The sequence below is a fragment of the Sphingomonas sp. OK281 genome, from assembly GCF_900115295.1.
Lineage (GTDB): Bacteria > Pseudomonadota > Alphaproteobacteria > Sphingomonadales > Sphingomonadaceae > Sphingomonas.
Map to the genome: position 1 here is coordinate 492,463 of NZ_FOVZ01000001.1, position 14,548 is coordinate 507,010.

General features: G+C 67.8%; 15 protein-coding genes and 1 tRNA gene. 15 read left to right on the plus strand and 1 reads right to left on the minus strand.

Features of this window, described 5'->3' with window-relative positions:
* Nucleotides 1-184 precede the first annotated feature (184 nt).
* Nucleotides 185-841 (minus strand): prolyl hydroxylase family protein, encoded by a 657-nt coding sequence (locus tag BM244_RS02325; RefSeq protein WP_093398050.1) that lies wholly within the window; start codon nucleotides 839-841, stop codon nucleotides 185-187.
* 197 nt (nucleotides 842-1,038) lie between these two features.
* Here BM244_RS02325 and BM244_RS02330 point away from each other — a divergent pair, with 197 nt between their 5' ends.
* From BM244_RS02330 to ccmC, 15 genes are all read left to right on the plus strand, one after another.
* On the plus strand, nucleotides 1,039-1,821 hold the full coding sequence (locus BM244_RS02330) for a type II secretion system protein N (protein WP_368086044.1): 783 nt from the start codon (nucleotides 1,039-1,041) through the stop codon (nucleotides 1,819-1,821).
* The gene (gspD, locus tag BM244_RS02335) at nucleotides 1,818-4,025 is read left to right on the plus strand and encodes a type II secretion system secretin GspD (protein ID WP_093397133.1); all 2,208 of its coding nucleotides are present in this window, start codon (nucleotides 1,818-1,820) and stop codon (nucleotides 4,023-4,025) included. Before BM244_RS02330 ends, gspD begins: the two co-directional genes overlap by 4 nt.
* The gene (locus BM244_RS02340; RefSeq protein WP_254784227.1) at nucleotides 4,022-5,692 is read left to right on the plus strand and encodes a GspE/PulE family protein; all 1,671 of its coding nucleotides are present in this window, start codon (nucleotides 4,022-4,024) and stop codon (nucleotides 5,690-5,692) included. The genes gspD and BM244_RS02340 overlap by 4 nt, the downstream gene beginning before the upstream one ends.
* A gap of 122 nt (nucleotides 5,693-5,814) precedes the next feature.
* The gene (gene gspF, locus BM244_RS02350; RefSeq protein ID WP_093397136.1) at nucleotides 5,815-7,041 is read left to right on the plus strand and encodes a type II secretion system inner membrane protein GspF; all 1,227 of its coding nucleotides are present in this window, start codon (nucleotides 5,815-5,817) and stop codon (nucleotides 7,039-7,041) included.
* A gap of 8 nt (nucleotides 7,042-7,049) precedes the next feature.
* Nucleotides 7,050-7,490 carry a type II secretion system major pseudopilin GspG gene (gene gspG, locus BM244_RS02355; protein WP_082444053.1) on the plus strand — a complete coding sequence of 147 codons (441 nt, stop codon included), beginning with the start codon at nucleotides 7,050-7,052 and terminating at the stop codon, nucleotides 7,488-7,490.
* Entirely contained in the window at nucleotides 7,465-7,935 is a 471-nt protein-coding gene (locus tag BM244_RS02360; protein WP_093397137.1) for a GspH/FimT family pseudopilin, read from the plus strand. Before gspG ends, BM244_RS02360 begins: the two co-directional genes overlap by 26 nt.
* Nucleotides 7,925-8,329, plus strand: a complete 405-nt coding sequence (gene gspI / locus BM244_RS02365; protein ID WP_093398052.1) for a type II secretion system minor pseudopilin GspI — start codon at nucleotides 7,925-7,927, stop codon at nucleotides 8,327-8,329. Before BM244_RS02360 ends, gspI begins: the two co-directional genes overlap by 11 nt.
* The gene (gene gspJ, locus BM244_RS02370; RefSeq protein WP_254784228.1) at nucleotides 8,326-9,000 is read left to right on the plus strand and encodes a type II secretion system minor pseudopilin GspJ; all 675 of its coding nucleotides are present in this window, start codon (nucleotides 8,326-8,328) and stop codon (nucleotides 8,998-9,000) included. The genes gspI and gspJ overlap by 4 nt, the downstream gene beginning before the upstream one ends.
* A complete protein-coding gene (gene gspK / locus BM244_RS02375) occupies nucleotides 8,987-9,985 on the plus strand; it encodes a type II secretion system minor pseudopilin GspK (RefSeq protein WP_254784229.1) in 999 nt (332 codons plus the stop codon). The genes gspJ and gspK overlap by 14 nt, the downstream gene beginning before the upstream one ends.
* Nucleotides 9,982-11,067 (plus strand): type II secretion system protein GspL, encoded by a 1,086-nt coding sequence (gspL, locus tag BM244_RS02380; protein WP_093397142.1) that lies wholly within the window; start codon nucleotides 9,982-9,984, stop codon nucleotides 11,065-11,067. The genes gspK and gspL overlap by 4 nt, the downstream gene beginning before the upstream one ends.
* Entirely contained in the window at nucleotides 11,064-11,540 is a 477-nt protein-coding gene (gspM, locus tag BM244_RS02385; RefSeq protein WP_056058034.1) for a type II secretion system protein GspM, read from the plus strand. The genes gspL and gspM overlap by 4 nt, the downstream gene beginning before the upstream one ends.
* Entirely contained in the window at nucleotides 11,537-12,262 is a 726-nt protein-coding gene (gene gspN / locus BM244_RS02390) for a type II secretion system protein N (RefSeq protein WP_093397143.1), read from the plus strand. The genes gspM and gspN overlap by 4 nt, the downstream gene beginning before the upstream one ends.
* A gap of 66 nt (nucleotides 12,263-12,328) precedes the next feature.
* Nucleotides 12,329-12,405, plus strand: a tRNA-His gene (locus BM244_RS02395).
* Between the two features lie 111 nt (nucleotides 12,406-12,516).
* Nucleotides 12,517-13,566 carry a Leu/Phe/Val dehydrogenase gene (locus BM244_RS02400; RefSeq protein ID WP_093397145.1) on the plus strand — a complete coding sequence of 350 codons (1,050 nt, stop codon included), beginning with the start codon at nucleotides 12,517-12,519 and terminating at the stop codon, nucleotides 13,564-13,566.
* 188 nt (nucleotides 13,567-13,754) lie between these two features.
* Nucleotides 13,755-14,480 (plus strand): heme ABC transporter permease CcmC, encoded by a 726-nt coding sequence (gene ccmC / locus BM244_RS02405; RefSeq protein ID WP_093397146.1) that lies wholly within the window; start codon nucleotides 13,755-13,757, stop codon nucleotides 14,478-14,480.
* Nucleotides 14,481-14,548 lie beyond the last annotated feature (68 nt).

Sequence of the window (14,548 nt, forward strand, 5' to 3'; positions counted from 1 at the left end):
ACGTCGGCAACGTTTGCCCAACTGGGCCCGGCCTCCGCCTTAGGGAGGGCGGGCGCGCTAGGTGCTGAGGCGTTTAGCATCGAAACGCCGAGGTGGTGAGACGCCGAGAAGTTGGGGTGCGGGGGCGCCGCTGGGCCAATCGATCAGTCCCTCATCCGACCAACCATGCACGTCCGACCAAAGCTCAGCCCCAGGGCCTCTCGCGAAACCATTTCGTGATCACATACTTGACCCCCGCGCGCACCTTCATCCCATGGTGCAGCGTCGCCGGGTTCAGACTGCCGTCTGCACGTCTGTTATTCCACGCGAGCAGTTTGCCCGTCTCGGGCTGGACGATCTTGTCGATCGCCTTGAACCGCGTCGCGCCGCCCGCTTCCGGCTGGTTGAGATAGATCATCACTGTCCAGGTGCGATTTCCCGCAACCCCGCAATAGCGTTCGAAATCGGCGCCGTTCGGCTCGAAATAATCGGTGTGTCCCTTGAACTCCTGCCCGACGGCGTAACGCTGGCCCTGCAAGGGTTCGCCGTGCGCCGGGTCCAGTCCGGTCAGGGCCGCAATGCGTGTTTCAACATCGATCACTACCGGGTCATGCGCGAACAGATCGCCGGTCTCGCTGGTGCGATAGGTCGCGTCGCCGTTCGAATCGGAGATCGTCGAAGGCCGGCGTACCGCATCGATCCTCTCGATCAGCGCCGCGCACGATTCGGGCGGCAGGAAGTCGCGCCGGACGAACAGGTCGAGTTTCGCGCTCGGTACGCGCTGTACGCCGGGCGCCGCCAGACGCGCGATGATCGGTTCGGGGGGCAGGCCGGAGCCGCTGTAGGGAATAGGGTCGGACATGACGGTGTTCTGCCAATCGCCGACACGGAGCGCTACCCCGTTACGGCGCTGATACGCTATCATCGGCAATTAACGCCAAGCTATTGATTGACGCGGAATTGTAACATGGCATGCCTACGCGACGAGATGCGGGAAATTGGGGTGGATCGCGGATGCGATTGAAGCTGGACGCGCGGGCGCGCCGTATCTTGCGGCGTATGCCTGTCGTGAATGTCTATAGTGTCGTCGAACTCGCGCTGCTGGCCGGGCTGGCCGTGCAGTGTGCGCGGCTGGCGTGGACGATCGTGACGCCGATCACGCCGCTCGGCGATTGGCGCCCGGCCGCGCCGATGGTCGTCGGGTCGCCCGCCGATATTCTGCGCGGGTTCGATCCGTTCTTTCGCCTCGGTGGCGCGGCGGGAGCGCCCGCCACGGTCACGTCGCTCCAGCTCACCCTGTTCGGCACGCGCATGGACGAGGCGATGGGCAGGAGCTCCGCCATCATCGCCGGCCCGGACGGTGTCCAGCAGAGCATCGCGGTCGGTGACGAGATCCAGCCCGGCGTGCGCCTCAAGGCGGTTGCGTTCGATCATGTCACGATCGACCGCGGCGGCGCCGACGAAGACCTGTTCCTCGACCAGTCGGGCGCGGTCACGCCGGTCGTGCCCGGTGCGCCGCCGGCCGGTGCAGCCGCAACGGTCGCTCCTGTCGTCGGCATCCCCGTCGCACAGCTCCGCAGCGAGATCGGCTTTATTCCCCGCATCGACGGCGGCCGCATCAGCGGGCTGACCGTCCGGTCGCAAGGCTCCGGCAACGCGTTCCGCTCGGCCGGGCTCAAGGACGGCGACGTCGTTACCTCGATCGGCGGGCGGCCCGTTGCCGGTCCCGGCGATCTCGATCGCATCGCCAAGGATTTCGCGGGCGGCGGCAACGTCCCCATCACTGTAGAACGCGGCCAGGATACCTTGCCGCTCGCCATCACGATCGCGCCACCCAAATGAAAAAACTGTTTCTCGGCCCCGTCGTGGCACTCGCGCTTGCCGCCGGCGTCCACGCGCAGACCACGCTCAACGTCCGCGATGCCGACATCCGCGCGTTCATCGCCGACGCCGCCAAGGTTACCGGGCGCACGTTCATCATCGACAACCGTGTCGCCGGCAAGGTGACGGTGGTCACCGATCGCCCATTGTCGCGCTCCGAATATTTCGAGATATTCCTCTCGACGTTGCGTGCGAACGGTCTCGTCGCGGTGCCGACCTCGAACGGCGCGTTCCGGGTCCAGCCGCTCGACAATGCCGCGTCGCAGCCAAGCCGGATCGGCGTTGCGGGCGCCGCACGCAACAGCTACGTTACCGAGATCGTGCGGCTACGCGCTATCGACGCGACGTCTGCGGTCGAGACCGTTCGCCCGCTGGTCAGCGCGCAAGGCTCGGTCAGCGCGAACCGTGGCGGCAACAGTCTGGTCGTGGTCGATTTCGCGGACAATATTCGCCGGATCCGCGAAGTCCTCCGCCGGATCGATACCGACACGTCCTCGACTCGCGTCGTCGCGCTCAAGAATGCGAGTGCCAAGGAAATCGCCACCGCGCTCCAAGGCCTGATCGGCACCGGGAGCGGCGGCGGGCAGGGCGGTGCCGCCGCCACCGGCCCAAGCGCTTCGGTCGTTGCCGTCGAAGGCTCGAACGCGGTTGCCTTGCGTGGTGATCCCACCACCGTCGCCCGCCTGGCGCAGGTCGCCGCCGACCTCGACCAGAAGGCGCGCAACGGCACCGAGATCAAGGTCGTCTTCCTCGAAAACGCCGATGCCGAGCAGTTGCTGCCCGTGCTTCAGGAACTCGTCGGCCAGACCCCGACCCAGCCCGTGCAGACGGCGTTGTCCCGTTCGAATTTCGGATCGAGCAGCACCAACGGGGCGTCCGGCGGACAGTCGAACACCGCGCAGCCACAGGTCAACCAGTCGCTTCCATCAGCGAGCGGATCGGCCGGCTCGGGCCAGGCTGCGATCACCGCGGCAGGGGGCAAGACCGCCGCGGTCGTCACGCGTTTTGCCGGCGCCAACGCGATCGTCATCGCCGCACCCGCCGAAATCCAGCGGCAGCTGAGCGACGTCGTCCGCCAGCTCGACACGCGGCGTGAACAGGTGCTGGTCGAAGCGATCGTGGCGGAAGTGTCCGATTCGACCGCGAAGACGCTTGGCGCGCAATTCATCGTGGGCGACCCCAGCGGCGGCGCGTTCGGCGCGTCGACCTTCTCGAATTCCGCGCCCAACATCCTGCAGATCGCCGGCGCCATCGGCGCGACGCAGCTCAACACGTCGAGCACGACGACGACCAATACCGACGGCAGTACGACGACGACCAACACGACCAGCGCGGCGGCGGACACGCTCCAGCAGTCGGCGATCAGCTCGATCCTCGCTGCGGCAGGCGGATTCGGCGGCTTCGGCGGCAAGATCGGCAGCACGTTCTTCGGCGCGATCATCAACGCGGTGAAGAGCGACACGACCTCGAACCTGCTCCAGGTCCCGCACCTCGTCACGCTCGACAACCAGGAGGCGCACAGCCTCGTCGGGCAGGAGATCCCGATCACCACGGGGCAGGCGCTCAGCACCAATTTCGACAACGCGTTCCGCACCACGCAGCGCCAGAACGTCGGTATCGAGCTGACCGTCCGCCCGCAGGTGAACTCGTCCGGTACGGTGAAGCTCAACCTCCGCCTGGAGGTCAGCTCGATCGCCGGCCCGGTATCGAGCGACAATAGCGACCTGATCCTCAACAAGCGCGAGGTCGAGACCGTCCGCACCGTTGACGACGGCCAGATCGCGGTGATCAGCGGCCTGCTCGACGACAACGAGCGCCGCACGATCGAGAAGATCCCGCTGCTCGGCGACATCCCCGTGCTGGGTCATCTGTTCACGTCGAAGGCGAAGCAGCGGTCGAAGACCAACCTGATGATCTTCATCCGCCCGACGATCCTGCGCACCGCGGAAGACAGCCGCAAGCTGACCGAACAGCGCTATGGCTATGTGCGTCTGCAACAGGGCTTGCAGGAGCCGGGGGCCGAGCCGTCGATCGACCAGCTCGTCCGCGATTACATGGGCGCCGCGCCGCCGATCCCGAGCGCGCCGATCCCCGGCAATATCGAAGATCCGCGCATCGCGGTGCCGGTACGCACCTCGACGATCATCGCGCGCCGCAAGAAATGATCATTCGCGAAGGCCACGAGATCGACGCCTCCGCTCCCCTCCCGCTTGCGGGAGGGGTCGGGGGAGGGGCTGCCTTACTCACGGACGACGCGATCGAGGGGTATGTCATTCCCTCCCCCAACCCCTCCCGCGAGCGGGAGGGGAGCAGTGCAGCGGTATCCTCGAGCGATCTCCCTCAGATCACCATCCCGTACGCCTTCGCCCGAAAGTTCGGCGTCGTCGTCGATCACACCGACACCGACTCGCACCTCACGATCGCGATGCGTGCTGGCGCGGACCCCAAGGTTCTGCTCGAACTCCGGCGCTATCTCGCCCGCCCGTTCGACGTCACCTTCGTCGAACAGGTAGCGTTCGATCGGCTGCTGTCGAACGTCTACGCGATGGACGGCCAGGCTAACGCGCTCGCGGCGGTCGGGATGGGCGACGAACTCGACCTTCTCGCCGGCGACATGCCGACCGCGGAGGACCTGCTCGACACCGCCGACGACGCGCCAGCGATCCGTCTCATCAACGGCATCATCGCCGACGCCGCGCGCAACGGTGTGTCCGACATCCACATCGAGCCGTATGAATCCGGCCTCGTCGTCCGCATGCGTATCGACGGCGTGCTGCGCGAGACGCTGCGGATGCCGCCCAACGTCGCGCCTGTGGTGGTCAGCCGCATCAAGGTCATGGCGCGCCTCGACATTGCCGAGCGCCGCGTGCCGCAGGACGGCCGCATGGGGCTGACGCTCGGTGGCAAGCTGCTCGACGTCCGTGTTTCGACGCTGCCGAGCCGCGCGGGGGAACGCGTGGTGTTGCGTATCCTCGACAAGGAAAACGCCGGCATCGACCTCGAAGCGCTCGGCCTGCCGCCCGCACTGTTCGCGCTGCTCAACGAAGCGCTGAGCGAGCCCAACGGCATCATCCTCGTCACCGGCCCGACCGGTTCGGGCAAGACGACGTCGCTCTACGCCGCGCTCCGCCTGCTCAACGACGGCAGCCGTAACATCCTCACCGTCGAGGATCCGGTCGAGTATGCCGTCGACGGCGTCGGCCAGACCCAGGTCAACCCGAAGGTGGGCCTGACCTTCGCGGCAGGCTTGCGCGCGATCCTCCGCCAGGATCCCGACGTCGTGATGGTCGGCGAAATCCGCGACCGCGAGACCGCCGAGATCGCCGTCCAGGCATCGCTGACCGGCCATCTTGTGCTGTCGACGGTCCACACCAACGACGCGATCGGCGCGATCACCCGGATGCGCGACATGAAGGTCGAGAGCTTCCTGCTCGCCTCCACGTTGCGTGCCGTGATCGCGCAGCGCCTTGTTCGGCGGCTCTGCCCGACGTGCCGCAAGGCCGTGCCTGCGTCGGACACGGTAGCTCCGCTGCTCGGCATCGCCACCGACGCGGTCGTCTACGTCGCGCAAGGCTGCGAAGACTGCAACCAGACCGGCTACAAGGGCCGCATCGGCGTGTTCGAAGCGGTCCGCATCGACGACACGATCCGCCGCCTGATCAACACCGACGGCCACGAATCGGAGATTACCGCGCACGCGTTCGCGAAGTCCCCGAATTTGGCGCAGTCGGCCCGCGACCTAGTCCTCTCCGGCCAGACAACCGCCGAAGAAGCCGTCCGAGTATCCCGTCGCGACACCACTGAAGTCGTGCCCGAGGTGGCAGATGCGTAACGCTTCTTCCCCCCTCCCTGGAAGGGAGGGGTTGGGGGTGGGTTGGCCCGCTCGGGCCACCGTCTCCCGCCTAACGAACCGACCCACCCCCAACCCCTCCCTTCCAGGGAGGGGAGCGCGTCGTGGCTGATTTCGACTATATCGCGATCGATACCAAGGGAGCGGAGCGCCGGGGGCACGTCGCGGCCGCCGACATCGACGTTGCGCGCGCCACCCTCGACGCGCGCAAATTCTATGTCGTCAAGATCACCCCTGGCGCGCCACCCCAAGCCTCTAAAGGCCGCCCGCTGTTCGGCCTCCAGCTCGGCACGCCGAAGATGTCGGGCAAGAACCTCACGCTCTTCACCCGCCAGCTCGCCACCCTCAACCGCGTCTCGCCGCTGGAGGAATCGCTCCGCACCATCACCCGCCAGACCGAACAGGACAGCGTCCGCACGATAGTCCAGCACGTCCACGCCGGCGTCGTCGAAGGCCGTCGCCTCGCCGACGCAATGGCGCGAGAGCCTAAAAGCTTCCCGCCGCTCTACCGCGCGATGGTGTCGGCCGGAGAAAGCTCGGGCTCGCTCCCGACCATTCTCGACCGGCTCGCGGCGCTGCTCGAACGCCAAGCCGAGATCCGCGGCAAGCTTATCACCGCGCTCGCCTACCCCTCGATCCTCGCGCTTGTCGCGTTCGGCGTCGTCACCGCGCTGATGATGTTCGTCGTGCCGCAGGTGGTCGAACAATTCGACACGGTCGGCCAGCAACTGCCGCTGCTCACGCGGATGGTCATGGCGTTCTCGGCGTTCCTCGTCGGATACTGGTGGGTGATGCTGCTGATCGTCGTCGGCGGCGGTCTGGCCGGGTGGCGGGCGCTGAAGGACCCGACGCTCCGGCTTGCGTTCGATGGCTGGTTGCTCCGCATCCCGCTGCTCGGCCGCCTGATCCGCGACCTTCACGCGGCGAGAATGGCGCGCACGCTCGGCACGATGGTGGCGAGCCGCCTGCCGCTGCTCGACGGCTTGAACCTCACCGCCAGCACGATCCACAACCGCCGCCTCCGTCAAGCCTCGGACCAGATTGTCGATGCGATCCGCGGCGGTGGTTCGCTCTCCGCCGCGATGCGCCGCGCCGGCGTCTTCCCCCCGCTGCTGACCTATCTCGCGGCGTCGGGTGAAGCCGCCGGTCGCCTCGACGAAATGCTGGAGCGCGCCGCCGACTATCTCGAACGCGAGTTCGACCGTTTCACCGCCACCGCACTCTCGCTGCTCGAACCGCTGATCATCGTCGTGATGGGCGGCATCGTCGCGACGATCGTGCTATCCATCCTGCTCCCGATCCTCCAGCTCAACACGCTGGCCGGACAATGAGGTTGTTCATGCGTCCCGAAGATAAAAAGAAGCGCCGCGAGGCCGGCTTTACCCTCGTCGAGCTGATGGTGGTCATCGTCATCATCGGCCTGCTCGCCACAATCGTCGCGCTCAACGTGCTGCCCTCGGGCGACACTGCGCGGATCCAGAAGGCGAAGGCCGACATCGCGCAGATCGAGGGCGGGCTGGAGCTCTACAAGCTCCAGAACATGACCTTCCCCAACACCACGCAGGGGCTGAACGCGCTCGTCTCGGCACCCGCGGGTCTCGCCGATCCCTCACGGTATCAGCGCGGCGGGTACCTGAAGAAGCTTCCGAACGATCCCTGGGGTCGCCCGTATCTCTACGCCTCGCCCGGTGCGCACGGCGAGGCCGACGTCTGGACCTTCGGGGCGGACGGCAAGGAAGGCGGCGAGGGGATCGATGCCGATATCGGCAGCTGGCAATAAGCGCGAAGCCGGTTTCACGCTGGTCGAGTTGATGGTCGTCGTCACGATCATCGGCTTGGCCTCTGCGGTAGCCGTGCTCGTCATGCCGGACCCGCGGGGCCGCGTGCTCGACGAGGCGACACGCTTCGCCCTGCGCACCCGCGCCGCGCACGATTCGGCGATCGTCGAGGCACGTCCGGTGAGCGTCTGGATCAGCGGCGGCGGCTACGGCTTCGACCGGCGGCTGGCTGGCGGCTGGACGCCGATCGCGGAGAAACCGATGCGCGTCGAACGCTGGAACAAGGGTACCAGGGCCAGCATCGGCGACACCACCGGCCGGATGCGCGTGACGTTCGACCCCACCGGCCTCGTCGATCGCCCCGCGGAGATCCGCCTCGATCGCGGTGGTGTAGCAGCGACGGTCCACATCGACGCCGACGGCGGCGTAAGAGCCGATGCGGGCTGAACGCGGCTTTACCCTTCGTCGACGTTACGCCGAACACGGCTTCACGTTGATCGAAATCATGGTCGCGCTGGCGGTGTTCAGCCTTGCGGCGATGGCACTCGTACGCCTGGAGAGCGCGACGATCCGCGGCGCCTCGATCCTCGACGAAACGCTCGTTGCCCAGATGGTCGCGCGCAACGTCGCGATCGACGCGGTCACCAGCGCGCAGCCACCGACCGCAGGCCGCGTCACCGGCGTCGATACGAACGGCGGCCAGCCCTGGACGTGGACGCGGCAGGTCAGCGCGCTCGGCGGATCGAGCGTGTTGCGGATCGACGTGGCGGTCGCCGACCGGACCGGCACGCAACTCGGCCGCCTGACCATGGTGCGACCTGCGCCGCGGATGGTGATGTGACGCATCCAAAAACCGAGGCCGGCTTCACGCTTATCGAAGTCATGGTGTCGCTCATGATCTTCGGCATGATCGCTGCGGCAGGCGTGGCCATCCTGTCGTTCAGCGTGAAGGCGCAGAGCTCGACCGGCGCGAGGCTGGACGACATCAGCGCGCTCACCCGGACGATGTCGATCCTGTCCGCCGATCTCGCGCAGGCATCGAACCGCGCTACCCGCGACGAGGCGGGCACCAGCGTCCCCGCGTTCATCGGCGAGAGCGGATCGGGCGTCACGCCGATGCTGCGTTTGGTCCGCGCCGGCTGGAGCAACATCGATGGGGCCGCGCGTTCCAGCATGCAGAAGGTCGCCTACCGCGTCGATGGGGGGGTGTTCCAGCGGATCGCCTATCCGATGGTCGACGGTGCGCAGCCGCTGCCGCCTGCCGCGCTGCTCACCAAAGTCCGGCAGGTCGCGCTCCGCTATCGCATCGCGGGCGCCTGGAGCGATCGCTGGGATGGCGCGAGCGGCAGGCCGTTGCCCGACGCGATGGAGCTCACCGTCCAGCGCGATGACGGGACGCAGTTCCGCCAGATGTTCCTCGTCGGCACCAGCTACGTCCCCGCGCCGTCTGATGGAACCGGGCCCGCCGTCACGCCACCTCCCGGACAGGAGACGCCCGGTGCGCGCACCTGATCGTGGCCTCGAGCGTGGGCGGGAACGGGGGGCGGCGTTGCTCACCGTGCTGATGCTCGTCGCGATCATCGCAGTGATGGCCGGCGCAGCGCTGGAGAAACTGCGGCTGTCGACCCGGCTCGCGAGCAACGCCGCGACCGGCGAGCAGGCGCGCGCCTATGCGCTCGCGGCGGAGACGATGGCGCTGACCCGCGTCTCCAACCTGCTCGCGCCAAAGCCTACGCGAGTCACGCTGGCCGGCGGCTGGAGCAACACCCCGTTCGGCCTGCCGGTACCCGGAGGCTTCGCGACCGCGCGGGTGCGCGACGGTGCGAACTGCTTCAACCTGAACTCTCTCGTCGGCATGACGACACCGGGCGTGTACGTCGCGCGCGGCGAAGTCCGGCCGCAGTTCGTCCGCCTGATGCGGTTGCTCGACGTACCCGTGCAGGTCGCCGAACAGGTCGCGGCGGGCACGACCGATTGGATCGACAGCGATCAGGACCAGTCACCGATGGGGGCCGAGGACGGCGCGTATCTCGGTCGCGTGCCATCGTACCGCACCGCCGGCACGTTGATGGGCGACCCGAGCGAACTGCGCGCGATCGCCGGAATGACGCCCGAGATCTACACGAAGATCCGCCCGTGGATCTGCACGCTGCCCTTCGCCAGGCCCTCGCCGATCAACGTCAACACGCTGCTGCCCGAACAGAGCGTGCTGTTGGCGATGATGTATCCCGATACGTTGTCGGTCGGTGCCGCGCAGCAATTGCTGCTGCGGCGACCGGTGCAGGGCTATGCGACCTTCGACGAAATGCAGAAGGGCGCGTCGTTGCTCGGCGCTGCCAATATTGCGCCTGGCGTTGACGCGCAGGTGCTGTCGAAATGGTTCACGCTCGATATCGACGTGACGCTCGGCACGACACAAATGCAGGAACGTGCGCTGATCGACGCGAACCGGCTTCCCGCGCAGCTCGTATCGCGGCAATGGGGCGAGCCATCATGACGACTTTGCTGTTCCTTCCCGCCGGCGAGACCGGATATCGCTGGATGCGCGTCGCGGACGCGCGCGTGGTCGGGGAGGGGGAGGGTATCCCCGATGCGATCGACGACGAAACGATCGCGGTCGCACCCGCCGATGCGGTGACACTGCACTGGGCGGAACTGCCATCGCGGTCTCCGGCGCAGGCGACGGCGGCCGCGCGAATACTGGCGAGCGAGGCAAGTGCGTCGCCGCTCGCCGAACTCCACGTCGCGGTCGGGGACGAAGGCGCCAGCGACCGACCGATCGGGGTCGTCGGTGCCGCGACGATGCGCGACTGGCTGCTGATGCTGGCGGAGGCAGGCGTCGACCCGGTTGCCGTCATTCCCGCACCGATGCTGCTTCCCCGACCCGAAGAAGGGTACGCGCGGGCGGAACTGGGCGGCAGCGGCGTCGTGCGTGGCACGTCCAGCGGGTTCGCCGACGAAGCGCGACTGACGGAGTTGGTGACCAGCGGCACCGCGCCCGCGACGATCGACCGCGATACGCTGGAGGCGGCGATCGTTGCCGCCGTCGCGTCGCCCCCGCTGGATCTTCGACAGGGGCCGTTCGCGCGGCGGCGACGGTTCGCGATTGACTGGGGGCTGATCCGGCGGCTTGCGCTGTTGTCGCTGACGATCCTCGCCGTGACCCTCGCGATCTCGCTCGTCCGCATCGCCAAATATAGCTTCGGCGCGGATGCCCTGGAGGCGGAGGCCAATACGGTCGCGGTCACCGGTTTGCCGCGCGGTGAGACGGTGGTCGACGCCAGCCGCCAGCTCGACGAGCGCCTGTCGCGCGTGCGGGGACCGGGGCTGGGGTTCACCAGCACGACCGCGGCGGTGTTCGCGGCGGTGCGTGCGACGCCCGGCACCGAAGTCACCGCGCTCGATTTCCAGGCGAACGGCGACCTGCGCTTGTCGGTGGCGGTCGAGCGTGAGGCCTTGGCGACCGACCTGAAGCGCGCGCTCGAAGCCGCCGGCTTCTCGGTCCGCGCCGGCGTGTTCCAGGACGCTGCCGGCCGCGTGACGGGTGAACTCACGATCAGCCCGGAGAGCGGACGATGACCGGACTGAAGACGTGGTTCGAAGGACGCTCGCTGCGGGAGCGGCGGCTGTTGCTCGTGATGGCGGGGCTAGCGGTCCTTACGTTGCTATGGGCGCTGATCATTCGCCCGGTCGGCGATGGCCTGTCGAGCGCGCGCGAACGTCACGCCGACGCCGTCACCCGGCTCGGCGAGACGCGCGCGCAAGTCGCGACGTTGCGCGATATCCAGCGGACTCGCGCCACGCCGCTGACCGGCACGCTCGCCGACGCGGTGCGCGCCGAGGCGGATCAGGCCGGCTTTGCGCTAGCCTCGCTCGACCAGGACGGCGCAAGCCGGGTACGGGTCGGCATCCAGTCGGCGCGCCCCGCGGCACTGGTCGCGTGGCTCGCGCGGCTCGAACGGCTGGGCATCCTCGTCGATTCGGTGGCGATGACCGACAAGGGCGACAAGACCGTAGGCGTCGCGCTCACGTTGAAGGCGCGCGCGGCATGAGGCGGATCCGTTTGCGTACCGGTCCCGCCGCGCTGTTCGGCGGCATGCTGCTGATCGCGCTGATCGTATTCCTGCCGATGCGCGCGGTGCTCGGTTGGGTCGGCGTCGGCGACGAGGGGCTGGTCGCGCGGCGCGTGTCGGGGACGATTTGGGGCGCGACGCTGACCGAAGCGCGGTTCGGCGATCTCGCGCTCGGCGATCTGCACGCGCGGCTGTCGCCCCTCCCGCTGCTGGTCGGCCGCGCGACGATCGTCTTCGCCGGTCCCGAATCGGTGTCGGCCAAGCCGTTGCGTGGGTCGGCGAGCGTCAGTCGCCACGGCTTCGGCGTCGACCACATGACCGCCACCGTCGCGACCGGCCGGCTGTTCGCGCCGGTGCCCGTCTCCGCGCTCGACCTCGATGACGTCTCGGTCCGCTTCCGCGATGGCCAGTGCGAAGCCGCCGAGGGCCGCGTCCGCGCGACGCTGGCGGGCGATGTCGGCGGGATCACGCTGCCGCAGTCGGTGAGCGGCACTGCGCGCTGTGATGGCACGGCGTTGCTGTTGCCGCTGGCGAGCCAGGCTGGGACCGAGAGCATCGCGCTCCGGATCGAGGGGGCAGGGACCTACCGCGCCGAGCTGTCGCTGCGTCCGTCCGATCCACTGGCGGTCCAGAAGCTCGAGCAGGCGGGCTTCGTGAGCGGCCCGAACGGGTACAAGCTCGCCATCGAGGGACGTTTTTGACGTCTTTTTGGCAAGTCGACGGTTGACGCCGCCCGGCGACCCCCGCTAGGGGGCGATGCCTACGCGGCGGTCGTAGTTCAATTGGTTAGAGCGTCGGCTTGTGATGCCGGATGTTGCGGGTTCAAGTCCCGTCGGTCGCCCCATTTTCCCATTATTTTTCCGAGCCTCCCCAACGTAAGCGCTTTGGGCTGGTAAAACCGGCCGGAAAATAATATTTCGCTCCCCGGTAATTTTATTCTCCTCAGGAGCCGGCGATGACAGCGGTTTGGGACCTTCCCGATTTCGACGACCACGAGGGCGTTCATGCCTTCACCGATCCCGAATCGGGCCTGCATGCGGTGATCGCGGTGCACTCGACCAAGCTCGGGCCGGCAGCCGGCGGCGCACGCTTCTGGCATTATGCGGACAACGGCCGCGCGGTGACCGACGCGTTGCGCCTGTCGCGCGGCATGAGCTTCAAGAACGCGATGGCGGGCCTGGAGCTTGGCGGCGGCAAGGGCGTGGTCCTCGCGGCCAAGCCCGGCGACGTCATCACGACCGCCCAGCTCGAGGCGTTCGGTCGCGCGGTCGACTCGCTCGGCGGGCGCTACGTCACGGCCGAGGACGTCGGCATGTCCGAAGACCGCATGAAGGTGATCGCCAGCCAGACGCGCTACGTCTCCGGCCTGCCGGTCGCGAGCGGCGCTGCGGGTGGTGATCCCGGTCCGTACACCGCGCTCGGCATCTATCTCGGCGTGAAGGCGGCGGCGCAGCGCGGCCTCGGCGCGACCGACATGAAGGGTGTGCGCGTCGCGATCCAGGGCGTCGGTTCGGTCGGTGGCGGGCTCGCGCGGTTGCTGGCCAAGGACGGCGCGGTCCTGACGCTGGCGGACGTCGACGAGGGCCGGGCGCAGAAGCTCGCCGGCGAACTCGGCGCGACCGCGGTAGCGGCCGAGGCGATCCTGACGACCGAGGCGGATATCTTCAGCCCGAACGCACTCGGCGCGATCCTGACCGAGATGTCGATCGCGGCGCTGAAGGCGAAGGTCGTCGCCGGTGGCGCGAACAATCAGTTGAGCGTCCGTGAGGACGGTGCGCGTCTGCATGCTCGCGGTATCCTGTATGCGCCGGATTACGTGATCAACGCAGGCGGGATCATCAACGTCGGGCTGGAGTATCTGGGTCACGGCGACGAGGCCGAGGTGAAGGCGCGGATCGCGCGTATCCCGGAGCGGCTTATCGAAGTCTGGAACGAGAGCGATCGTTCGGGCGAGCCCGCGTCGGACGTGTCGGACTCGATCGCCAAGCGCCTGATCGGCCGGTAAAAACTCCTCTCCCTCTGGGGAGAGGAAGGGGCCCGCCCGGCGAAGCTGGGTGGGAAGGTGAGGGCACGGTGGTGATCGGGACGCGCAGCGTGCCCTCACCCTCCCACCGCAAGTGCGGCGGGCCCCTCCCTCTCCCCGGAGGGAGAGGGGCTTTAAGTCCGCGATGACTTGCCATAGTGGTATCCCCAGTGGCCACCCTACACGCCTTCGCAAATCCCGCGCGCTTCCTGAAGATCGCCAAGCCGTTGACGCCTGCGCTCTTCTGGGCCGGCGTCGCGCTTATCGTGCTGGGCTGCTGGGCAGGCCTGACGCAGACCCCGCCCGATTATCTCCAGGGCGAGACCGTCCGCATCCTCTACATCCACGTCCCCGCCGCTTGGCTCGGCATGGGCGGGTGGAGCGGGATCGCGATCTCCAGCATCATGTTCCTCGTCTGGCGCCATCCGCTCGCCAGCGTCGCCGCGCGCGCGATCGCGTTGCCCGGGGCGGTGTTCGCAGCGCTATGCCTCATGACCGGCTCGATCTGGGGACGGCCGACCTGGGGAACGTGGTGGCAATGGGATGGCCGGCTGACCTCGATGCTGCTGCTGTTCTTCGTCTATCTCGGCTACATGGCGCTCGCGAAGGCGGATGCGGATCGTGGCGGCGACGGCCGCGTGCCGGCGCTCTACGGGATCGCCGGATCGGTGCTGCTGCCGATCATCCGCTATTCGGTGGTGTGGTGGAATACGCTGCACCAGGGGCCGAGCATCGGCCTCACGCAATCGACGATCGACGGTTCGATCCTCTGGCCGCTGCCGATCATGCTGGCCGGGTTTACGTTCGTGTTCGCCGGGATCGTGTTGATGCGAATGCGGACGATGCTGGCCGTCTCGAAATCCGAAGCTCGGATGCGCCGGATGGCGAGAGGATGAACCCCTGGCCGTTTGTGACTGCCGCGTATGTCGTGACGCTGGGCGGCGGCGCAATCATCGCGTTGTTG